The 20,882-nt window shown below is 71.2% G+C and carries 19 protein-coding genes; 12 read left to right on the forward strand and 7 right to left on the reverse strand.

Annotated features, from left to right (window positions below; translation table 11 throughout):
* Window positions 1-408, reverse strand: coding sequence for a hypothetical protein (locus JJI54_RS30440; protein ID WP_318987613.1), 408 nt, complete (start codon window positions 406-408; stop codon window positions 1-3).
* Between the two features lie 43 nt (window positions 409-451).
* Window positions 452-715: a type II toxin-antitoxin system Phd/YefM family antitoxin gene (locus JJI54_RS30445; RefSeq protein ID WP_203077190.1), complete on the reverse strand. Its 264-nt coding sequence runs from the start codon at window positions 713-715 to the stop codon at window positions 452-454.
* A gap of 155 nt (window positions 716-870) precedes the next feature.
* Here JJI54_RS30445 and JJI54_RS30450 point away from each other — a divergent pair, with 155 nt between their 5' ends.
* Window positions 871-1,617 carry a recombinase family protein gene (locus tag JJI54_RS30450; RefSeq protein ID WP_203077191.1) on the forward strand — a complete coding sequence of 249 codons (747 nt, stop codon included), beginning with the start codon at window positions 871-873 and terminating at the stop codon, window positions 1,615-1,617.
* 635 nt (window positions 1,618-2,252) lie between these two features.
* On the opposite strand, the gene JJI54_RS30455 is transcribed toward JJI54_RS30450, so the two are convergent.
* Complete coding sequence (locus JJI54_RS30455; protein ID WP_203077192.1) at window positions 2,253-3,119, reverse strand: DUF932 domain-containing protein; 867 nt, start codon at window positions 3,117-3,119, stop codon at window positions 2,253-2,255.
* 413 nt (window positions 3,120-3,532) lie between these two features.
* On the reverse strand, window positions 3,533-4,249 hold the full coding sequence (locus JJI54_RS30460) for a cyclic nucleotide-binding domain-containing protein (protein WP_203077193.1): 717 nt from the start codon (window positions 4,247-4,249) through the stop codon (window positions 3,533-3,535).
* A gap of 221 nt (window positions 4,250-4,470) precedes the next feature.
* Between JJI54_RS30460 and JJI54_RS30465 the strand changes: the two genes are divergently transcribed.
* From JJI54_RS30465 to JJI54_RS30515, 11 genes are read left to right on the forward strand one after another with little or no spacing between them, the layout of a single operon-like run.
* Window positions 4,471-7,218, forward strand: a complete 2,748-nt coding sequence (locus tag JJI54_RS30465; protein ID WP_203077194.1) for a nitrate/nitrite transporter — start codon at window positions 4,471-4,473, stop codon at window positions 7,216-7,218.
* 19 nt (window positions 7,219-7,237) lie between these two features.
* On the forward strand, window positions 7,238-10,966 hold the full coding sequence (locus JJI54_RS30470; protein ID WP_203077195.1) for a nitrate reductase subunit alpha: 3,729 nt from the start codon (window positions 7,238-7,240) through the stop codon (window positions 10,964-10,966).
* 28 nt (window positions 10,967-10,994) lie between these two features.
* On the forward strand, window positions 10,995-12,563 hold the full coding sequence (gene narH / locus JJI54_RS30475; RefSeq protein ID WP_203077196.1) for a nitrate reductase subunit beta: 1,569 nt from the start codon (window positions 10,995-10,997) through the stop codon (window positions 12,561-12,563).
* Window positions 12,560-13,267: a nitrate reductase molybdenum cofactor assembly chaperone gene (gene narJ / locus JJI54_RS30480; protein ID WP_203077197.1), complete on the forward strand. Its 708-nt coding sequence runs from the start codon at window positions 12,560-12,562 to the stop codon at window positions 13,265-13,267. Before narH ends, narJ begins: the two co-directional genes overlap by 4 nt.
* Window positions 13,268-13,279: 12 nt before the next feature.
* Complete coding sequence (gene narI, locus JJI54_RS30485; RefSeq protein WP_203077198.1) at window positions 13,280-14,077, forward strand: respiratory nitrate reductase subunit gamma; 798 nt, start codon at window positions 13,280-13,282, stop codon at window positions 14,075-14,077.
* Between the two features lie 6 nt (window positions 14,078-14,083).
* Complete coding sequence (locus tag JJI54_RS30490; protein ID WP_203077199.1) at window positions 14,084-14,929, forward strand: peptidylprolyl isomerase; 846 nt, start codon at window positions 14,084-14,086, stop codon at window positions 14,927-14,929.
* A 12-nt stretch (window positions 14,930-14,941) separates the two neighbouring features.
* Window positions 14,942-15,448, forward strand: coding sequence for a hemerythrin domain-containing protein (locus tag JJI54_RS30495; protein ID WP_203077200.1), 507 nt, complete (start codon window positions 14,942-14,944; stop codon window positions 15,446-15,448).
* Between the two features lie 15 nt (window positions 15,449-15,463).
* Window positions 15,464-16,702: a molybdopterin molybdotransferase MoeA gene (locus JJI54_RS30500; protein ID WP_203077201.1), complete on the forward strand. Its 1,239-nt coding sequence runs from the start codon at window positions 15,464-15,466 to the stop codon at window positions 16,700-16,702.
* Window position 16,703: 1 nt separating this feature from the next.
* A complete protein-coding gene (locus JJI54_RS30505) occupies window positions 16,704-17,420 on the forward strand; it encodes a carbonic anhydrase (RefSeq protein ID WP_203077202.1) in 717 nt (238 codons plus the stop codon).
* A complete protein-coding gene (locus tag JJI54_RS30510; RefSeq protein WP_203077203.1) occupies window positions 17,417-18,646 on the forward strand; it encodes an NnrS family protein in 1,230 nt (409 codons plus the stop codon). The genes JJI54_RS30505 and JJI54_RS30510 overlap by 4 nt, the downstream gene beginning before the upstream one ends.
* Window positions 18,647-18,696: 50 nt before the next feature.
* Window positions 18,697-19,044 carry a carboxymuconolactone decarboxylase family protein gene (locus JJI54_RS30515; protein ID WP_203077204.1) on the forward strand — a complete coding sequence of 116 codons (348 nt, stop codon included), beginning with the start codon at window positions 18,697-18,699 and terminating at the stop codon, window positions 19,042-19,044.
* Between the two features lie 168 nt (window positions 19,045-19,212).
* On the opposite strand, the gene JJI54_RS30520 is transcribed toward JJI54_RS30515, so the two are convergent.
* Genes JJI54_RS30520 through JJI54_RS30530 form a run of 3 tightly spaced genes read right to left on the reverse strand, consistent with a single transcriptional unit; the run spans window position 19,213 to window position 20,878 of the window.
* A complete protein-coding gene (locus JJI54_RS30520) occupies window positions 19,213-19,905 on the reverse strand; it encodes an NnrU family protein (RefSeq protein ID WP_203077205.1) in 693 nt (230 codons plus the stop codon).
* The gene (gene mog, locus JJI54_RS30525) at window positions 19,902-20,468 is read right to left on the reverse strand and encodes a molybdopterin adenylyltransferase (RefSeq protein ID WP_203077206.1); all 567 of its coding nucleotides are present in this window, start codon (window positions 20,466-20,468) and stop codon (window positions 19,902-19,904) included. The genes JJI54_RS30520 and mog overlap by 4 nt, the downstream gene beginning before the upstream one ends.
* Window positions 20,465-20,878, reverse strand: coding sequence for a hemerythrin domain-containing protein (locus tag JJI54_RS30530; RefSeq protein WP_203077207.1), 414 nt, complete (start codon window positions 20,876-20,878; stop codon window positions 20,465-20,467). Before JJI54_RS30530 ends, mog begins: the two co-directional genes overlap by 4 nt.
* Window positions 20,879-20,882 lie beyond the last annotated feature (4 nt).

Raw genomic sequence — 20,882 nt, forward strand, 5'->3', positions numbered from 1 at the left:
CTACTCCAGACGTGGCACCGCCCTGAGCGTCCGCGCTCTGGCCCGAGCCACGATCGTCTCGCGAATGCGTTCGAACAGCCGCGCCGGCAGCAGCCCGTGGCTCCACACCAAGCCGGCTGCGGTCTCGACAGGGCGGAGGTCAGGACCCGGCCAGGCAAAGCGGTTCACCTCTGTCAGCACCACCCAGCACGGAGCGTCCTGCAGCCCGAGGCGCCGGCGCGTCTCCGTCGGCAGTTCGACACCATCAGCGCCGCGCGCCGGCGCGCTGGAGGTGATCGGCCCGACGACCACCTCGACGACGCCTTCGGAGCGGGCGAGCGCTAGCATCACCGCGCAGGGCCGGTCCTTGCGGCTGTCCTCCGCGCCAGTATCCGCCTCGTGTGTCCAGAGGTAGGCGTACCGGATCACTTCGCCCGGCTGCGGCGGCGGTGGTCCGCGGCGCCGCGTCGGCTCAGCCAACCTCGCCGTCGAAGCGGCGCGCCTCCTCGGGCGGCTCGGCGGCCGCGATCGCGTCCACCAGTTCGTCCGGCAGGTCCTCGACCCGGAGCGCCTGACGGTCGCGGCGGCGGAGGCGCTCGTACTCCTCGACGGAGAGCATCACCACGCGCGGGCGGCCGCGGCTGGTGACGGCCACGGGGCGGGTGAGCGCCCGGTCCTGCCAGAGGGCGAAGTGCCGCTGCACTTCGCCTGCCGGGACAGGGATAGGCTCGTCCATGGAGTGACCTCAAATCTGCCTAACGCGATATAGCCGCATAACGCGGCAAATACGAGTTCCGCAGGTCTACCTGCCTCTCCGCTCTGTCACAGACCGTCAAACGTTCCTTTGGAAACGTGACAAACCGGCCGGGAAGGGGGTAAGTCACTCCGACCATGCCATCCGACCCTAGGAATTCCGTCCAGGCGCTCCCCGCCGGCCCGTCCGGGCCGGTCCGCTTCGTCGCCTACTACCGTGTCAGCACCGAACGGCAGGGGCGCTCGGGCCTCGGCCTCGACGCGCAGCGCGAGGCGGTCGCGCGTCACGTAGGCGCCTCCGGCGGCGAAGTCGTGGCCGATTTCCAGGAGGTCGAGAGCGGCAAGAGGAACGACCGGCCGCAGCTCGCCGCCGCGCTGGCAGCGTGCCGCGCGCAGCGCGCGACACTGCTGATCGCCAAGCTCGACCGCCTGGCGCGCAACGCGCGCTTCCTGCTCGGCGTCGTCGAGGGCAGCGGGGAAGGGGGCGTTGTGTTCTGCGACCTACCCACCGTCCCGCCCGGCCCGGTCGGCAAGTTCCTGGTGACGCAGATGGCGGCCGTCGCCGAGCTCGAGGCCGGGCTGATCAGCCAGCGCACGCGCGCCGCCCTTGCAGCTGCGAAGGCGCGCGGCGTGAAGCTCGGGAACCCGCGCCTGCGCGCGGGCACGCCCGACATGGCCCGCGCCGCCGCGGCCGTGCGTGCCGAGACCTCGCGCTCGCGCGCGGCCGATATCCTGCCTTACGTCGAGGCCGCACGGCGCGCCGGCTGCACGACGTTGCGGGAGATCGCCGCCGCGCTCACCGCGCGCGGCGTGCCGACGCCGGCGGGCGGGCGCATCTGGCACCCGATGGGGGTGAAGCGGGTCGTCGATGCGCGTCGCGGATGACGGGTCGCGGCTCGCCGCGCGGCTGGAGCAGGTAGCCGATAACCTGGCCGGGGGACGGCGCGAGACGCCGCAGCGGTTCATCCCCGTGGCGCGGTTCGCCACCGAGGACGCGCGGCGCCGCTTGGCGCTTGTGCGGTTCCTCGTCGCCGACGCGTTGGCCGAGGCCGCGGACGAGGGCGAGCACTCCGCGGCGGCGCTGGCACTGCTCGCACGAACCGCTGCGGCAGTGGGCATGGACGGTGAACCCGACCTCGTCGCCTTGCGCGGCCTGGAGGGCGATGTTCTGGCACTGGCACCGCGTATAGGGCGCCGCCGCAGCATCCACTGCCACGGCTGGATCGCCGCCGACCGCCGCCTGCTGCTCGCGCGCGATCCTCGACGACGCCAAGGCGTAGGGCAGGCACGGCGCCGGGTGGTACACGCTGTGGCTCGCCGCGTCCTACGCGGTGTCGGATTACAGCGGGGACTACTTCGCGATGCTGGGGCCGCGCGTCGAGCATCGTGTGCGGCGTTTGGCCGCCTGGATCGGCGGGGCGTGCCCCACTTCGGCCCGCCCGGAGGGCGGGCCGAAAATCTGCGCAGGGCCTGTCTGAAGCGGGGAAGGGGCGGGGCCGAAGCCCCGCTCCCGGTAGAGTTCAGGCCGCACCCTTCAGCTCGGCCATGCGCTCAGTGAGCGTCCACAGCGCCCGGTTCAGCCGCACGTCGCCGTCGATGCCGGTGACCTCGCGCGAGGTCACGCGGCGCGGCTGGTTGCGGGCGTCGCGGCCCCAGGCCGTCAGGCCGCCGCGGATGGCGTTCTCCTGTACCCGGTTGAAGGTGCGCCAGAGGTCGTCGCCGGCGTCGTCCACCCGGCGTGGCGCGAGCAACTGATCGGCCGTAATCGGCGTCTCGGTCCGGCCCTCCGCGTCGCCGAAGCGCAGGACGCGCGCCGCCTCGCCGAAGGCGTGGCGCTCATCGCGGTTGAGCGTCACACCCTGCCACGTCTCTGCCGCCTCCAGCGCGCGGCGCGCATCGTCGAGCACGGCGTAGCTGCCCTCGACCACCTGCCGCACCACGTCGCCCTTATGCGGCACGCGCACCTCCGCGCCCTCGCGATCGGCCACGATCATGCCGTTGAGGCAAACGAGGCGGAACACGCCGGACATCACGCGATAGGCGCTCGTGCCGTCGTGCGAGTTCAGCAGCACGATCTCCGGGAAGGTCTGCCCAACGCGCCCCTCCACCGTCGGCCTCGCGTCGGCGTGCCGGAAGCGGAGCATGTGCTTGGTGTGCCCGCGCCGCCCCTCGTCGCGCGTCCGCGCCTGACCCGCCGCCATCGGCACGAAGCCGGCATCGCGCATGCCGCGGATGACGTCGGCGGTCGGGATGTAGGCGTAGCGCGCGCTGCGGCTCTCGTGCGCCTCGGCCGCGAAGGCGGAGGGCGCCACGCGGCGGATGTCCTCGTCGGTGAGGGGGGTGACGCCGTCGGGACGGAGGATGGTGGTGCGGCCGATGAACGACATGGTGTCTTGCCCTTTCTCTTCCTGCGCAGCGGGAAGCAGCCCCGCTGCTTCCCTGCCCGTCGGCGAGACCGGGGAAGGAGGGGGGGCATGCGGGCGGGCCCGGCCGCGCGCCGAGGGAGCGTGGCGCAGCCATGCGAGCGAGGCGTGCTGCCGCGCCGTAGCCGGCATGCCGAGGGGAACCTCGGGGCAGCGCCCCGTGGTGCCCCGCACCGCGCCGCGTCCGCGGCGAGAGTGCGGACGCCTCTCCGGCGTCCGCCGCGTCAGCGGTCGTCACCCGGAGGGCGGAGACGCCGACGGCGGCTCCGGGAGCGGCCAGCGGCCGCGAGTAGGGCGCGGCCCCCGTCACAACGGGGGGAGACGGCCGCTACCAGTCGTCACCCGCGTCCACAGGCCGCCGAAAGAGGATGGGCCGCCTAGCGCGGGCGATTTGCCCGCTGGCGTCTACGCGGTGCGTCTGCGCGACCGAGGAGGGCGCTGCGGTCCGATACGGTCGGCCCGCTCGGCGTGCGCCGCAGTCTGCCGCTGCTTTCAAGTGCCGCGAGCGTGCGGGAAAGCGTCTCAGGCGTCATGCCGAGACGCGCCGCGATCGCCGAACGGGGTTCCGGGAGGGACGCGCAACCCGCTCCCGCCTCCTCGGAGATGCGGCGGGCCAGGAAGCGCCCAAGCCGGATCTCCACGCTGTTCAGCTTGAGGTCCACCACCTGGTCCACCATGAGACGCCAGTGGCGCGACAGCAACTCGTTGCAGGCTCGGCTCACCTCAAAGGACCGCTGCAGGGTGTCGCGAAAATGCTCGGCCGGGATCATCAGGACGCGGATCTCGGTCAGGGCGGCGGCTGTCGCGAGGTAGGGCAGCCTCAGGATGACGGCCGGGGCGAGGAAGACCTCGCCGGCGCCGAAGATCTCGACCACGGTGGAACCGCCGCCTTCGCCCGTCGCATGCAGCCCGACGCTGCCCTCCAATACCAAGTGCAGGAACTCCGGCTCCTCCCCCTGGTCGAATAGCACCGTGCCCTTCGGCAGTAGCTGCGTGAAGCTCGGCCGCAACAGCTCGGCCATGGCGGCCGCTCCTGCCGCCTGGAAGAACGGAGACCGCTCGGTCATCGCATAGCTGGTTTCGCGCTTGCTCATCGCGAGTTGCCTCCGTCGCCAGACCATGTAGCTCGCGGGCCTGCCCGGCCTCATTGACCTGAATCAAGACCCACAGTGCTCACGGTCAATGCGCCGGCTGATGTGGATCGCCAAACTCCAAAGATTCAACGGTTGCAGACCCTGCAGCTTGATCTCGCTCAACTCCGCGCGACCCGACAGAAGGCTCTGTTGCGCCACTCCCGCTGGAACAGGAGGAGGGCATGAGCGGCGCATCGATCTCAGCAGAGCCTGGAGCGCAATCACGCGCCCTCTGGCTCTCCACTATCGCCTTCACGGTCTGCTTCGCCGTCTGGACGATCTTCTCCATCATCGGCGTGCAGATCAAAAAGGATCTCGGGCTGACCGACACGCAGTTCGGCCTGCTCGTCGGCACGCCGATCCTGACCGGCAGCCTGATCCGCCTGCTCCTCGGCATCTGGGCCGACCAATATGGCGGACGCGTCGTCTACGTCGGCGTGATGGTGGCCGCGGCGATCGCCACCTTCCTCCTCACCTTCGCCTACGACTATCCGACCTTCCTGCTCGCGGCGCTCGGCGTTGGCATCGCGGGCGGGTCCTTCGCCGTCGGCATCGCCTATGTCTCGAAGTGGTATCCGAAGGAGAAGCAGGGCACCGCGCTCGGTATCTTCGGTGCGGGCAATGTCGGCGCGGCGGTGACGAAGTTCCTGGCACCAGTGGTCATGGTCGCCTTCGGCTGGCAGATGGTGGCCCAGCTCTGGGCCGTCGGCCTGCTGGTGATGGCCGCGGCGTTCTGGTTCGGCACGAAGGACGACCCCTCGCTCGCCGCCCGGCGCGCCTCCGGCGCGAAGCCTGAGCCGATTTCGGCGCTGCTCGAGCCGCTGAAGAACGTGCAGGTCTGGCGCTTCAGCCTCTACTACTTCTTCGTCTTCGGCGCCTTCGTGGCGCTGGCGCTCTGGCTGCCGCGCTACATCATCGATGCCTACGGCTTCGACATCGCGACTGCCGGCATGATCGGCGCGGCCTACTCCGTGCCGGCCTCGATCTTCCGCGCCTATGGCGGCGTGCTGTCGGACAAGTACGGCGCCAGGCGGATCATGTACTGGACGCTCGGCGTCTCCGTGCTGGTCAGCTTCATCCTGTCCTACCCGCCGACCACCTACGTGATGGACGGCATCAAGGGTCCGATCGAGTTTCGCCTCGCGACAGGCGTCGGCGCCTTCATCGTGCTGGTCTTCGTCCTGGGCTTCTTCATGAGCCTCGGCAAGGCGGCGGTCTACAAGCACATCCCGGTCTACTACCCGAACCGCGTCGGCCCGGTCGGCGGCATCGTCGGCCTGATCGGCGGCCTCGGCGGGTTCATCCTGCCGATCGTCTTCGGCATGCTGAACGACCTGACCGGCATCCGGCAGTCCTGCTTCATGCTGCTGTTCGCGATCAGCGCGGTCGCGCTGGTGTGGATGCACTTCGCCATCCTGCGCATGGAGCGCGAGGCCGCAGCGCCGGCGCTCGCCGCGTTGCCGGAACTCCCAGAGATGCAGCCGATCCACGGGCCGGCGCAGGCCGGCGCGCTGCGCGGCCGGGGGATCGAGGACTGGCGCCCGGAGGATCCCGTCTTCTGGCAGGAGAAGGGGCGCGCCATCGCGCGGCGCAACCTCTTCGTCTCGATCCCCTGCCTGCTGCTGGCCTTCGCGGTCTGGATGGTCTGGTCCGTGGTGGTCGCGAAGCTGCCGCAGGTCGGGTTCGCGTTCACGACGGAACAGCTCTTCTGGCTGGCGTCGCTGCCGGGCCTCTCGGGCGCGACGCTCAGGATCTTCTACTCCTTCATGCCGCCGATCTTCGGCGGCAGGCTGTGGACGACGCTGGCGACCTGGTCGCTGATCCTCCCCGCGCTCGGCATCGGCTTCGCGGTGCAGAACCCGGAGACGCCGTACTGGATCTTCATGGTCCTCGCGCTGCTCTGCGGCTTTGGCGGCGGCAACTTCGCCTCCTCCATGGCGAACATCTCCTTCTTCTTCCCGAAGCGGGAGAAGGGCAACGCCCTGGCGCTGAACGCCGGGCTCGGCAATCTCGGCGTCAGCGTGGTGCAGTTCGTGGTGCCGCTGGTGATCACCGCGGGCGTCTTCGGCGCCCTCGGCGGCGACCCGCAGGCGGCGCGCGTCGGCCAGGCGCAGACCAGCCTGTGGCTGCAGAACGCGGGCTTCGTCTGGGTGCCGTTCATCGCGGCGGCGGCCTTCGCGGCCTGGTTCCGCATGGACGACCTGGCCAGCATGAAGGCCTCCTTCAGCGACCAGGCCGTGATCTTCCAGCGGAAGCACAACTGGATCATGTGCTTCCTCTACACGGGCACCTTCGGGTCCTTCATCGGCTACTCGGCGGGCTTCCCGCTTCTGACCCGCACGCAGTTCCCGTCCGTGGACGCGCTGCAGTTCGTCTTCCTCGGCCCGCTTGTCGGCGCGGTCTCGCGCTCGCTGACGGGCTGGGTCTCGGACCGCTGGGGCGGCGGGCGCGTGACCTTCTGGGTCTTCGTGGCCATGGCGCTCGGCGTCTACGGCGTCATCCACTTCATCGGCATCAAGGACCAGCCCGGCGCCTTCTGGGGCTTCTTCGGGTCCTTCATGTTCCTCTTCTTCGCCAGCGGCGTCGGCAACGCCTCCACCTTCCAGATGATCCCCGCGATCATGGGCAAGGACATGGCGCGCCTGATGCCGGAGGGCGACGCCACGCAGCGCCGCGTCCAGGCGGAGAAGGAAAGCGCCGCGATCATCGGCTTCACCTCGGCGATCGCCGCCTACGGCGCCTTCTTCATTCCGAAGAGCTACGGCACCTCGATCGCCATGACTGGCGGACCGCTCGCGGCGCTCTGGGGCTTCTTCATCTTCTACCTGCTGTGCATCGGTGTGACCTGGTGGGTCTACACCCGCCGCGGCGGGCTGCTGCACGACGTCGAACGCAAGCCGCCGAGCGCGGCGGCCATGCCGGCCGAATGACCGGGAAGGACACGCACCGATGAGCCACTTCCTCGACCGCCTGACCTACTTCAAGAAGTACGCGGGCACCTTCAGCAACGGCCACGGCGAGACGACGACCGAGAGCCGCGCCTGGGAGGACGCCTACCGCTCGCGCTGGGCGCACGACAAGATCGTTCGCTCCACCCACGGCGCGAACTGCACCGGGTCCTGTTCCTGGAAGATCTACGTCAAGGGCGGGATCGTCACCTGGGAGACGCAGCAGACCGACTACCCGCGCACGCGCCCCGGCCTGCCCAACCACGAGCCGCGCGGCTGCTCGCGCGGCGCGTCCTACTCCTGGTACCTCTACAGCGCGAACCGGGTGAAGTACCCGATGATCCGCAAGCGCCTCCTCAAGCTGTGGCGCGAGGCGAAGGCGCTGCACGCCGATCCGGTCGCGGCGTGGAAGTCCATCCAGGACGATCCCGTGAAGCGCCGCGAGTATCAGCAGGTGCGCGGCCAGGGCGGCTTCGTGCGTGCCAACTGGGACGAGGCGGAGGAGATCATCGCCGCCGCCAACGTCCACACCGCGAAGCAGCACGGCCCCGACCGCGTCATCGGCTTCTCGCCCATCCCGGCGATGAGCATGGTGAGCTACGCGGCGGGCAGCCGCTACCTCTCGCTGATCGGCGGCGTCTGCATGTCCTTCTACGACTGGTACTGCGACCTGCCCCCGTCCTCCCCGCAGACCTGGGGCGAGCAGACCGACGTGCCGGAGAGCGCCGACTGGTACAACGCCGGCTTCATCATGATGTGGGGCTCCAACGTGCCGCAGACGCGCACGCCCGACGCCCACTTCATGGCGGAAGCGCGCTACCGCGGCACCAAGGTGGTGACCGTCACGCCAGACTATTCCGAGGCGTCCAAATTCGCCGACCTATGGTTGCATCCGAAGCAGGGCACGGACGCCGCGCTCGCGCTCGCCATGGGCCACGTCATCCTCAGCGAATGGCACGCCAGGGGCCGCGGCGACTACTTCCTCGACTACTGCCGGAAGTACTCCGACATGCCGATGCTGGTGCTGCTGTCGGAGCGCGACGGGCGCCTCGTCCCGGACCGGCAGCTTCGCGCGAGCGACCTGGCGGGCAACGCCGGCGAGGGGAACAACCCGGACTGGAAGACGGTCGCGATCGACGACGCGACCGGCGCCCCCTACATCCCTACCGGCTCCGTCGGCTTCCGCTGGGGCGAGCAGGGCAAGTGGAACCTCGAGGGCCGCGACGCCCGCACGCTGGAAAACGTGACGCCGCGTCTGTCGCTCGCGGGCGGCGAGACCGCTCCGGTCGCCTTTCCCTACTTCGGCGACGGCGCACCCGAGTTCTTCAATCCGACCAGGCTCGGCGACACGGTCACGCATGAGGTGCCGACCGCCAGCGTCACGCTGGCCGACGGCAGCACGGCGCGCGTCGCGACCGTCTACGACCTGTTCCTGGCGAACTACGGTGTGACGGGTCAGGCGGCTTACGACGCGATGGCGCCCTACACCCCGGCCTGGGCGGAGGCCGTCTGCGGCGTGCCGCGCGCGCAGATCGTCGCCGTCGCGCGGGAATTCGCCGACAACGCCGAGAAGACCCGCGGCAAGTCCATGGTCATCCTCGGGGCCGCGCTGAACCACTGGTACCACTCGGACATGAACTACCGCGGCATCATCAACCTGCTGGTGATGTGCGGCTGCGTCGGCCAGTCGGGCGGCGGCTGGGCGCACTACGTCGGGCAGGAGAAGCTCCGGCCGCAGTCGGGCTGGATCCCGGTCGCCTTCGCCACCGACTGGGCAAGGCCGCCGCGCCAGCAGAACAGCACCTCCTTCTGGTACGCCCACACCGACCAGTGGCGCTACGAGACGGTGCAGGTGAAGGACCTGCTCTCGCCGACGGCGCCGAAGCCGCTCTCCGGCGCGCTGATCGATTTCAACATCCGCGCCGAACGCATGGGGTGGCTGCCCTCCGCGCCGCAGCTTGTGCGCAACCCGCTGACGATCGCGGGCGAGGCGGAAGCCGCGGGAATGCAGGTGCCGGCCTATGTCGCGCAGTCGCTGAAGGCCGGCACGCTCGAGATGTCCTGCGAGGATCCCGATCACCCGGCGAACTGGCCGCGCAACCTCTTCGTCTGGCGCTCCAACCTGCTCGGTTCCTCGGGCAAGGGGCACGAGTACTTCCTGAAGCACCTGCTCGGCACGCAGCACGGCGTGCAGGGCAAGGATCTCGGCGAGCAGGGCGCCGCGAAGCCCGAGGAGGCCGCCTGGCACGACGAGGCGCCAAAGGGCAAGCTCGACCTGCTGGTGACGCTCGACTTCCGGATGAGCACCACCTGCATGTACTCCGACATCGTGCTGCCCACGGCCACCTGGTACGAGAAGCACGACCTCAACACCTCGGACATGCACCCCTTCATCCACCCGCTCTCCGCCGCGGTGGATCCGGCCTGGGAGAGCCGGACGGACTGGGCGATCTTCCGTGGCATCGCGAAGCGCTTCTCCGCGCTGTGCCACGGGCACCTCGGCAAGGAGCGCGACGTCGTGCTCACGCCCCTGATGCACGACAGCCCGGGCGAACTCGGCCAGACGCACCAGGTGCGCGACTGGACGAAGGGCGAGGTCGAGCCAATCCCCGGCAAGACCATGCCGGCGGTGGCCGTGGTGGAGCGCGACTACCCCAATACCTTCGCCCGCTTCACGGCGCTCGGCCCGCTGATGGATAAGCTCGGCAACAACGGCAAGGGCATGGCGTGGAAGACCGACCACGAGGTCGGCTTCCTTCGCCACCTCAACGGCACGGTCGAGGTGCCGGGCGTCGAGGGCAAGCTGGCGAAGATGGACACCGACATCGACGCCTGCGAGACGCTGATGCACCTCGCGCCCGAGACCAACGGCCATGTCGCCGTGAAGGCGTGGGAGGCGCTGGGCAAGGCCACGGGGCGCGACCACCGCCACCTCGCCCTGCCGAAGGAGCACGAGGCGATCCGCTTCCGCGACGTGCAGGCGCAGCCACGCAAGATCATCTCCTCGCCGATCTGGTCGGGGCTGGAGAGCGAGGAGGTCTGCTACAACGCGGGCTACACGAACGTCCACGAGCTGATCCCCTGGCGCACGCTGTCGGGGCGGCAGCAGCTCTACCAGGACCATCCGTGGATGCTGGCCTTCGGCGAGGCGCTCTGCCTCTACCGTCCGCCGGTGGACCTCCGCGCGCACCAGTCGCTGCACAACGCGAAGCCGAACGGCCACCCGGAAGTGGCGCTCAACTTCATCACGCCGCACCAGAAGTGGGGCATCCACAGCGTCTACACCGACAACCTGCTGATGCTGACGCTCTCGCGCGGCGGGCCGATCGTCTGGATCAGCGAGACCGACGCCGGGACCATGGGCATCGAGGACAACGACTGGGTGGAGGCGTTCAACGCCAACGGCGCGCTCTGCGCGCGCGCCGTCGTCAGCCAGCGCGTCCCGAAGGGGATGATCATGATGTACCACGCGCAGGAGAAGATCGTGAACGTGCCGGGCAGCGAGATCACGCATGCCCGCGGCGGCATCCACAACTCCGTCACGCGGGCGACCGTGAAGCCCACGCACATGATCGGCGGCTACGCCCAGCTCGCCTACGGCTTCAACTACTACGGCACCATCGGCACCAACCGCGACGAGTTCGTGGTGGTGCGCAAGATGGCCAATGTCGAATGGCTGGACGGCCCGAGGGTCACGCCGCAGGCGGCGGACCTTCGGGCGGCCGAGTGAAGCGCGGGATGGGAAAGGAGATCACGCCATGAAGATCCGCGCGCAGATCGCGATGGTGCTCAACCTCGACAAGTGCATCGGCTGTCACACCTGCTCCGTCACCTGCAAGCAGGTCTGGACCAGCCGCGAGGGCGTCGAATACGCCTGGTTCAACAACGTCGAGACCAAGCCCGGCATCGGCTACCCGAAGGACTGGGAAAACCAGGACCGCTGGAAGGGCGGCTGGACGCGCAAGCGCAACGGCACGCTGCAGCCCAGGATCGGCGCGAAGTGGCGCATCCTGGCGAACATCTTCGCCAACCCGGACCTGCCGGAGATCGACGACTACTACGAGCCCTTCACCTTCGACTACACGCACCTGCAGACCGCGCCGGAGAGCGAGACGATGCCCGTCGCGCGCCCGGTGTCGCTGCTGACCGGCGAGCGCATGGAGATCAAGTGGGGCCCGAACTGGGAGGAGATCCTGGGCACGGAGTTCCGCAAGCGCAGCGCCGATCGCAACTTCGACGGCATCCAGAAGAAGATCTACGGCGAGTTCGAGAAGACCTTCATGTTCTACCTGCCGCGGCTGTGCGAGCACTGCCTCAATCCGGCCTGCGTCGCCTCCTGCCCCTCGGGCTCGATCTACAAGCGCGAGGAGGACGGCATCGTCCTGATCGACCAGGAGAAGTGCCGCGGCTGGCGCATGTGCGTCTCCGCCTGCCCCTACAAGAAGATCTACTACAACTGGCAGTCCGGCAAGGCGGAGAAGTGCATCTTCTGCTACCCGCGCATCGAGGCGGGCGAGCCGACGGTGTGCTCCGAGACCTGCGTCGGGCGCATCCGCTATCTCGGCGTGATGCTCTACGACGCCGACCGCATCCAGCAGGCCGCGGCGACGGAGAACGAGCAGCACCTGTACCAGGAGCAACTCGACCTCTTCCTCGATCCCGAGGATCCGCAGGTCATCGCGCAGGCCCGCGCCGACGGCGTGCCGGAAGCGTGGCTGGAAGCGGCGCGGTGCAGCCCGGTCTACCGGATGGCGATCGACTGGAAGATCGCCTTCCCGCTGCACCCCGAGTACCGCACGCTGCCGATGGTCTGGTACGTGCCGCCGCTCTCGCCCGTGCAGTCGGCGGCCGAGGCGGGACATGTCGGCTGGAAGGACGGCCTGCCCGACGTCGAGAGCCTGCGCATCCCGGTGAAGTACCTCGCCAACCTGCTCACCGCGGGGGCCGAGGCGCCGGTCGTCAGCGCACTGCAGCGGATGATGGCGATGCGCATGCACATGCGGGCCCGCACCGTGGAGAACCGCGACGACACGGCGATCCTGGCCCGCGTCGGCATGACGGCGGAACAGGTCGAGCTGATGTACCAGACCCTGGCCATCGCCAACTACGAGGATCGCTACGTCATCCCCTCGACGCATCGCGAATACGCCGAGAACGCCTTCGACCTGAAGTCGTCCTGCGGCTTCACCTTCGGCCAAGGCTGCTACGACGGCCGCACCGTCGGCAACCTGTTCAGCGCGACCGGCCCCTCCGCGGGCCGCATGGCGCCGCCGGCGATCCGCGAGGCGAACGAAGCCGCCGCCGCGACACAGGAGACCGGCCGATGAACCGCCGCCTCGCCATCCTCTCCGTCCTGCTGCGCTACCCGGACGCGGCGTTGCGGGCGGACCTGCCGGAGATCGGGCGCGCGATCCCGGCCGCCGGCTTCCGTTCGGACCTCGCGCCGCGCATCGCGCGGCTCGTGCGCCGGCTCGGCCTCGGCGACGGGCTCGACCGCGAGGAGGCCTATGTGCGCCTCTTCGACCGGGGCCGGGGGACCAGCCTGCACCTCTTCGAGCATGTTCACGGCGACACCCGCAACCGCGGGCCGGCGATGATCGAGCTGGCGCAGGTCTACGAGCAGGCCGGCTTCGCGATGGATGCGCGCGAGCTGCCGGACTTCCTGCCGCTCTTCCTCGAATTCTGCGCCCATGCGCCGGCGGAGGTGACGACGAACCTGCTCGGCCAGTGCGCGCCGATCCTCGACGGGCTGCATGCGAAGTTGCTCGGCCGCGGCAGTTCCGATGCGCGCGCCTACGCCGCCGTGCTTGCCGCCACGCTGGCCGAGGCCGGGATTCGCCCGGCGCAGCAGCCGACGGCCGAGCAGGAACGGAGCGACGCCGAGGAATTCGCTGAGCTCGATGCGGCCTGGGAGGCCGAGCCCGTGGTGTTCGGCCCTGAATCCGACCCCGACAAGCAGGGCGCCCGCGCGAAGGTGGGTGCCATGATCGACCGCCTGCGCGGGCTGCGCGCCAGCCACGCCATCCGCTGAAGGAGCGACGCCATGTCCGTCGTCTGGACCGGCTTCACCGACTACCTCCACGACTTCCTGTTCGGGATCTATCCCTACATCTGCATGGGCGTGTTCGTGATCGGCTCGCTCATCCGCTTCGACCGCGACCAGTACACCTGGCGCTCCGGCTCGTCCCAGATGCTGCGCGCCAAGCAGCTGCGCTGGGGCTCGAACCTCTTCCACTACAGCATCCTCTTCCTGTTCTTCGGCCACTTCTTCGGGCTGCTGACGCCGCACTGGGCCTATGAATGGGCGATCGCGCCGGCCGACAAGCAGCTCGTCGCGGTCACCGCCGGCGGCATCGCCGGCGCGGTCTGCTTCGTCGGACTGTCGCTGCTGCTGCACCGGCGGCTCTACGACCCGCGCATCCGCCGCACCTCGACCTACGCCGACACTTTCATCCTGGTGCTGCTCTGGGTGCAGCTCAGCCTCGGCCTCATCACACTGCCCTTCTCGCTCGGGCACAGCGATGGCCTTGCGATGCTCAAGCTCTCCGGCTGGGCGCAGGCGATCGTCACTTTCCAGGGCGGGGCGGCGGACATCATCCGCGGGCTGGACTTCCCCTATCTCGCCCATCTGGTGCTCGGAATGACGCTGTTCCTCGTCACGCCGTTCACACGCCTCGTGCACATCTTCTCCGCGCCGGTCTGGTACCTGTTCCGCTCCTGGCAGATCGTCCGCGTCCGCGGCGGCTCGACCGCGCGGCCCGGCCCGGTGCAGCGGCCAGGCCTGGTGCCCATCCCCGCGCCCGTCCTGGCGGACGAGCGCCCCCGCGTGCCGGCGGAGTGACAGACCATGGCCGTCCACTACCACCCGCGTCCCGCCGCCCCGACGCCGGCACCGAAGGCCCAGGGGCCGGCGTTGCCCGAGCACGACATCACCGTGAACGGCAGCGTCATCACCGCGCGCGACGTCGCGGCCGAGATGCAGCACCACCCCGCCGGCAGCCCCGACGCGGCGTGGGATGCGGCCGCACGCGCCCTTGTCGTGCGCCGCCTGCTGCTCGACGCCGCGGCCGAGGCCGGCACCGCCGCGGCCGGGGAGGCAGAGGAGGACGCGGCGATCTTGGCACTTCTCGCCGCCGAGATCCGTATCCCCACGCCGGACAAGGCGGCCCGCCGCCGCTGGTTCGCCGCCCATCCGGAGCGGTTCGGCCGGCCGGAGGCGTGGGAGGCCAGCCACATCCTGATCGCCGCCGATCCGGAAGTGCCGGAGGAGCGTGCGGCAGCCGAGGCGCGGGCGCGCGATCTCCTCGCGCAGGTCAGGGCGGCGCCGTGGCGCCTGGCGGAACTCGCGCGCCTCCACTCGGACTGCCCCTCGCGGGAAGAGGGCGGCGACCTCGGCCGCATCGCCCGCGGCTCCACCGTGTCGGAGTTCGAGGCGGCGCTCGCCGGTGCCACGGCCGGCAGGCTCCTCCCCGAGCCGGTACCAACCCGCTACGGGCTGCACGTCGTGCATGTGCATCGCCACCTCCCGGCCCAGGCGGTGGCCTTCGAGGACGTGGCGGAGGAGGTCGCCCGCGACCTCGTCCGCGCCTCCTGGGAGGCGGCGGCGCGGCAGTACATCGCCGTGCTGGCCTCCCGCGCGAAGATCGAGGGCTACGCCTTCGACGGCGTCGCCTCAGGCCCCCTCGTGCAGTAGCGGGAGGATGCGATGGACGCGGTGGAGGCGGAGGTCGGCGGCCTCGGGTCCGACCTCCTCGCGGATCCCTGCGCCTTCCTGGCGGCGGAGCATGGCCGCCAGCGCGCGCTGCTCGGCCACCTTGAACGCCTCGCGCGGCGCGCGCACGGGGCCGCGCAGCCGGCGATCGCCAAGGCCCTCGTCGCCTGGCTCGCTTGCGAGCTGCCGCTGCACCTGACCGACGAGGCCGACAGCATCATGCCCCGGCTGGCGGCAGCGGCGCCCGCGCTCGTGGTCCGCCTCGAGGCCGAGGACCTGGCGCTGCGCGACCTCCGCCAGAAACTCCGAGAGGCCGTGGCACCGATCGCCGCCGGCCACGCGGCGCCAGACGGATTCGCGGCGACGGCCCTGGCCTTCGCGCAGCTCTACCGGCAGCGCCTCGCCACCGAGGAGGCGGAGGTCCTGCCGACCGCGCGTCGCGTGCTGGACGCGGCCGCCTTCGACGCCATCGCCGCCGAGATGCGGCAACGCCGGAATTGAGGGGGGGAGGGCGACATGCCCGACGGATCGCGTGTGTGCGGCTGCGACGAACAGGACGGGCTGATCGCGCCCGACGTCGCGCTGCGCATCCTGCTCGACGACGCGGCGCCGGTCGCACGCGAAGCCACGATGCCGGCGACCGCCGCGCTGGGCCGCGTGCTGGCGCGCGCCGTCGTGGCGGAATGTGACCTGCCGCCCTTCGACCAGGCGGCCATGGACGGCTTCGGCTTCACGGCCGCAGATTGCGCGGCCGATGTGCCGCCCCGCCTGGGCCGCCGGATTGCCGCGGGCGACGCGCCCGGTACGGAGGTCGCGCCGGGCGAGGCGGTGCGCATCCTGACCGGTGCCGCGGTCCCCGCCGGGGTCGCCGCCGTCCTGATGGAGGAGCACGCCGCGGTGCGCGCCGGCCAGGTGCGGGCTCGGCGGCGGCCGCGGCTGGGCCAGAACATCCGCCGGCGCGGCGAGGACGTCACCGCGGGCACCGAGGTCCTGGCGCCCGGCACGCGCCTCGGCGCGCGGCACGTGGCGCTGCTGGCCGCGCTCGGCGTCCCCCGCGTGCACGTCCGGGATCGCGTGCGCGTGGCGCTGCTGTCCAACGGCAACGAGCTCGACGGGCGGCAGGGGCTGCGGGACAGCAACCGTCCGATGCTCAGGGCGGTGCTCGCGGGCCAGCCGGCGGAGGTCGAGGATCTCGGGCTGCTGCCCGACGATCCGGTTCGGCTCGCCGCCGCGCTGCGGGAGACGGCGGCGCGGGCGGACCTGATCCTCGCCTCCGGCGGCGTCTCCGGCAGCGACGCGGACTACCTGCCGGCCGCGCTCGCGGCCGCGGGCGGCGAGGTCGAGGTGCTGAGGCTGGCGCAGAAGCCCGGCAAGCCGCTGGCGCATGGGCGGCTCGGCGCCGCGCGCTGCCTGTTCCTGCCCGGCAATCCGGTAGCAGCCCTCGTCGGGATGCTGACGCTCGGCCTGCCGCTGCTGCACCGCCTCGCGGGGCTGCACGCCGCGGCGCCGCGCCTCACGCCCTGCGTCCTGGCCGAGGGCTTCGCGCGCCAGCCCGGCCGCGTCGAGTATGTCCCCGTGCGGACCCTTGGCGAGACCGAGGACGGTCTGCTGCTGGTGGAGCGGACGGGCCCGGCCGGATCGGCACGGCTGCTGCCGCTTGCCGCCGCCGAGGGCCTGCTGCGCGTCCCGGCAGCGCTCGATTCCGTCCCCGTGGGCAGCCGCTTCGGCATGCTGCCCCTGCAGGGGATCGCCTGAGATGGCCAGCGCCAACCCTACCCGGCCGACCCGTGGGGCGCTGCGTCGCCTCGTGGACGGGTTCGACCGCTTCCGCGACCAGCACTTCGAGCACGACCACGAGCTGTACGATACGCTGCTCGACGGCCAGCGGCCGGAGGTGATGGTGATCGCCTGCTCGGACAGCCGCACCGACCCCGCCATCATCTGCGGCGCCGAGCCAGGCGATCTTTTCGTGGTGCGCAACGTCGCCGCGCTGGTGCCGACCTACGAGCCGGACCGCCGGCCGCGCGGCACCTCGGCGGCGATCGAGTTCGGCGTGGTCGCGCTCGGCGTGCGGCACGTGATCGTGCTCGGGCACAGCTTCTGCGCTGGCGTCCGGTGCCTGCTGGAGCATGACCACGGCGCCCGGCGCTTCGACTTCGTCTCGGACTGGGTCGAGATCGCCTCGGAGGTGCGCGACGAGATGGACGGGCTGGTGACCGAGGCCGACCGGCCGGTCATCGCGCGCCGGGCCGAGCAGGCGGCCGTGCTGGCGAGCCTTAGGCACCTCCACAGCTACCCCTTCATCGCAGAGCGCGTGGCGGATGGGCGGCTCTCCCTGCACGGCTGGTACTTCCACTTCGGCTGGGGCCTGCTGCAGGCCGCGGAGGGACCGGACGGCCCGTTCCGCCAGGTGGACCGCGGCATGCCGCCGGCGCCCGCCATGGGCCGCGCCGCAGCGGAGCCACCGGCATGAGCGCCCCGGCCGCCGCGACCTCCCGGCGCCCGGCCGCGGCCGCCGCTCGCCCGACGCCCTTCGCGATGCCGCTGTTCCGGCATGGCTTCCGCCCCTTCTTCCTGCTCTGCGGCCTCTGGGCCGTCGCGGCGATGCTCGTATGGACGGCAGCGCTGCACGGTACGCGGCTGCCCGAAGGCCTGCTCCCCGACGTGCGGTGGCACGCGCACGAGATGATCGCAGGCTTCGTGGGCGCCGCGATGGGCGGCTTCCTGCTGACCGCCGTCCCGAACTGGACGGAACGCCCGGGCTACGCCGGCTGGCCCGTGATCTGGCTCTCGGCGCTGTTCGTCGCCGCGCGGCTAGTCCTCCTGCCGGGCGTGCCGCTCCCGCCCGCGGTCGCGGCGGCCTTGGCGCTGCTGCCGATCCCTGCACTGTTCCTCACGGTGCTGCCGGCCCTCCTCGCGGCCCGGACACCGCGGCTGTTCGGCCCGCCCGCCCTGATCCTGGCGTTCTGGATCGGCGACCTGCTGATGCTGGGCGAGGCCGCCGGCTGGTTTGCGGGCACCTGGGCAGTAGGGCAGATGCTCGCGCTGAACGTCGCGCTGGCGCTGGTCGGGCTGATCGGCGGGCGGATCGTGCCGGCCTTCACGGTAAACGCGCTGCGAAAGGCAGGCCGCCCGGTGGAGCTCCGGCCGCTGCCGGGCGTGGATCGCGCGGGCATCCTGGCGCTGATCGCGGTGGTCCTGGTGGACCTCGCCGCGCCGGGCAGCCTGCTCGCCGGCGGCGTGGCGGCGGCGGCAGGCCTGCTGGCGGCGCTCCGCCTGTCGCGCTGGCACGGGCTGAGGACCGGGCAGGAACCGCTGCTCTGGGTGCTGCATGCCGCTTACGCTCTGATCCCGGCCGCACTGCTGCTGAAGGCGGGGTTCCTGCTAACGGCGGCGCCCTGGGCGACGGCCTGGCTTCACCTGCAGGCGGCTGGCGCCATCGCGATGATGATCCTGGCGGTGATGACGCGGGCGACGCTCGGGCACACCGGCCGCGACCTGACGGCCGCGCTGCCCGTCACGGCAGCCTATGGCCTGCTGCTCGGTGCCGTCCTGCTGCGCGTCTTCGGAGGTCTGGCGCTGCCGGCCATGACGGCCCTGGCCGTGGCCGCGCTGCTCTGGATCGCGGCCTTCGCGGTCTTCGTGGCCGTCTTCGGGCCCATGCTCCTGGCGCCGCGGCCGGACGGGAAGCCCGGCTGAGCCTGTCCGTTTCCAGGCGTCATAAGAACGACGATGAGGAGATTGATCGAATGTACGACGAACGGAAGCTGCCAGCGGCGGCCGGCGAGGTTGCGAAGGCCTATCCTGAGATCTGGCGCGCCTATGCCGCGTTGGGCGCGGCCTGCGCCGAAGCCGGGCCTGTCGACGGCCAGGCGTTGCGTCTGGTGAAGCTGGCGCTGGCTATCGGCGCCGGGTCGGAAGGAGGGGTCCATTCCCATTGCCGCCGCGCGCTCGAGGAAGGCGTGCCGGCCGCTGCGCTGAGGCAGGTGGCGTTGCTGGCAATCCCGACCCTCGGCTTCCCACGCGCCGTCGCCGCGCTGACCTGGGTCGAGGACGTCACGGACCCTGAGACGCGACGCCACCCGACCAAGGCATGACGCGCGAGGGCACACCTATCCCCTTGGGACCTCGGGCGCGCCTCGCAACGAACGCATCAGGCATTCGATCCCGAGGCCGGCAGTCCGACGGGATCGCACTCTGACGCGGAGCGAGTGTCAAATCCGGGCGCCCCGTCCGAACCGGCAAGATGCCGTCCGCGGCGCACGTCAGTACGGCAGCGGCGACATGCCGATCGCGCCCGGATGCGCGGCCAGGAAGAGCAGCCAGAGCAGCAGGCTCGCGCAGAGGCGCAGCGCGCTGGGCGGGCCTGTGGGCCGCCAGCGCCCATCGAGCAGGGCGGAAAGCGGCCAGCCGGAGCTGTGCGCCGCGAGCCTCGTCCACGCCTCTTCGCCAAGGAGCCGCCGCTTGCGCCGGTCGATGATCTGCATGCCCAGGGCGGCGAAGCCGGCGAAGGCACCGAACAGCAGCAGGTGGGCGAGATTGCCGTTCGGCACCGCGTGCCCGACCGCCCAGAGCGCGATGGCCAGCAGTAACGGATGCCGCGCGACGCCCGCAATCCCCGGCCGCTGCGGGTCGAAGCCCGCCGCGCGCCCGCCGAAGGAAAGCGGGTTTGGTGCCGCGATGCCGAAGGCGACCAGTAGGCAGACAAGCGGCATGAGCAGGTTCGTCACCCAGGCCTGCCAGGGCGCGTAGGGCCAGAGCTCCAGGTAGGGCGCGCGCCCGGCCGCCGCGACGAGCCAGGCGAGCATCCCGAGCGAGACGAGGCTGTAGGCGAGGAGATAGCCGCGCTCGCCCAGCGCCGCCGCCAGCGGCCGGCGCATCGCCGGGCGCGCAGGCAGAGTGTGGGAGAGGAGGAACGCCGCGAAGGCCGCGACGAACTCGCCCCACCCGCCCATCATGCCCCCTTCGGCCGGAAGGCGACGCAGACGGCCGGTTCGGCGTCCAGGCGCGGCCCGCCGATGAGGTCGATGCAGTAAGGGATGGCCGGGAAGACGGCGTCCAGGCATTCGGCGATGGCCGAGGCCTTGCCCGGCAGGTTGACGATCAGGCTGCGCCCGCGCGTGCCGGCGGTCTGGCGGGAGAGGATCGCGGTCGGCACGGCGCGGAGCGAGACCGCGCGCATCAGCTCCCCGAAGCCCGGCAGCATCCGGTCGCAGACCGCCTCGGTCGCCTCCGGCGTCACGTCGCGCGGCGCGGGGCCCGTGCCGCCGGTCGTGACGATCAGGGGGCAGCCCCCCTCGTCCGCCAGCTCGCGCAGCGCCGCCTCGATCTCCGGCCGCTCGTCGGGCACCAAGCGACGCAGCGGGTGCCAGGGCGTGAGCAGGATGCGGGCAAGCGCGGCCTCGATGCCGGGCCCGCCCTTGTCATCGTAGATGCCGCGGAAGGCGCGGTCGGAGACGGTGACGACCCCGATGGGCACCGACGGCGCGGTGCCGCCGGTCGCCGGCGTCGCCCCGCTCATGCGCCGCACCTCGGGAACAGCACCTCGTCCTCCAGCCGGATGTGCTCGCGCAGGTCGGCGGCGAAGCGGCCGAGCGCATCGCGCAGCGCCTCGCCGCCCGGCGCGACGGGCAGCGCCAGCAGGGCGTCGAGCCGTTCGAGATGCGCCTCGTGGTCGTCGCGCATGATCTCGACTGCCATGCCGAGGTTGTCATGGCCGCCTAGGATCATCGGAAAGAGCCCGTCCTCCTCCTTCCGCATGTGCCCCTCCATCTCGTAGGCGATGCGCGACAGCGCCTCGGCGAGCGCCGGCGTGGCCCCCCGCGCCAGCCGCAGGAGCTCCGGCAGCTGGCGCCGGTGCTCCGCGTGGTAGCGGTCGAGGATATGGGCGATCAGCGCGGCGTCGTCGGCCTCCGCGGCGTCGGCGAGCATCCCT

Source organism: Falsiroseomonas ponticola, from assembly GCF_016805305.1.
Taxonomy (GTDB): domain Bacteria; phylum Pseudomonadota; class Alphaproteobacteria; order Acetobacterales; family Acetobacteraceae; genus Falsiroseomonas; species Falsiroseomonas ponticola.

Coding starts and splice junctions, on each gene's coding strand:
- JJI54_RS30500 (WP_203077201.1), top strand. CDS start 15,464: ATGCCCGACGGATCGCGTGTGTGCGGCTGCGACGAACAGGACGGGCTG.
- JJI54_RS30530 (WP_203077207.1), bottom strand. CDS start 20,878: ATGCTCGCCGACGCCGCGGAGGCCGACGACGCCGCGCTGATCGCCCAT.
- JJI54_RS30470 (WP_203077195.1), top strand. CDS start 7,238: ATGAGCCACTTCCTCGACCGCCTGACCTACTTCAAGAAGTACGCGGGC.
- narH (WP_203077196.1), top strand. CDS start 10,995: ATGAAGATCCGCGCGCAGATCGCGATGGTGCTCAACCTCGACAAGTGC.
- narJ (WP_203077197.1), top strand. CDS start 12,560: ATGAACCGCCGCCTCGCCATCCTCTCCGTCCTGCTGCGCTACCCGGAC.
- JJI54_RS30510 (WP_203077203.1), top strand. CDS start 17,417: ATGAGCGCCCCGGCCGCCGCGACCTCCCGGCGCCCGGCCGCGGCCGCC.
- mog (WP_203077206.1), bottom strand. CDS start 20,468: ATGAGCGGGGCGACGCCGGCGACCGGCGGCACCGCGCCGTCGGTGCCC.
- JJI54_RS30490 (WP_203077199.1), top strand. CDS start 14,084: ATGGCCGTCCACTACCACCCGCGTCCCGCCGCCCCGACGCCGGCACCG.
- JJI54_RS30520 (WP_203077205.1), bottom strand. CDS start 19,905: ATGATGGGCGGGTGGGGCGAGTTCGTCGCGGCCTTCGCGGCGTTCCTC.
- narI (WP_203077198.1), top strand. CDS start 13,280: ATGTCCGTCGTCTGGACCGGCTTCACCGACTACCTCCACGACTTCCTG.
- JJI54_RS30450 (WP_203077191.1), top strand. CDS start 871: ATGCCATCCGACCCTAGGAATTCCGTCCAGGCGCTCCCCGCCGGCCCG.
- JJI54_RS30455 (WP_203077192.1), bottom strand. CDS start 3,119: ATGTCGTTCATCGGCCGCACCACCATCCTCCGTCCCGACGGCGTCACC.
- JJI54_RS30460 (WP_203077193.1), bottom strand. CDS start 4,249: ATGAGCAAGCGCGAAACCAGCTATGCGATGACCGAGCGGTCTCCGTTC.
- JJI54_RS30465 (WP_203077194.1), top strand. CDS start 4,471: ATGAGCGGCGCATCGATCTCAGCAGAGCCTGGAGCGCAATCACGCGCC.
- JJI54_RS30515 (WP_203077204.1), top strand. CDS start 18,697: ATGTACGACGAACGGAAGCTGCCAGCGGCGGCCGGCGAGGTTGCGAAG.
- JJI54_RS30505 (WP_203077202.1), top strand. CDS start 16,704: ATGGCCAGCGCCAACCCTACCCGGCCGACCCGTGGGGCGCTGCGTCGC.
- JJI54_RS30495 (WP_203077200.1), top strand. CDS start 14,942: ATGGACGCGGTGGAGGCGGAGGTCGGCGGCCTCGGGTCCGACCTCCTC.
- JJI54_RS30445 (WP_203077190.1), bottom strand. CDS start 715: ATGGACGAGCCTATCCCTGTCCCGGCAGGCGAAGTGCAGCGGCACTTC.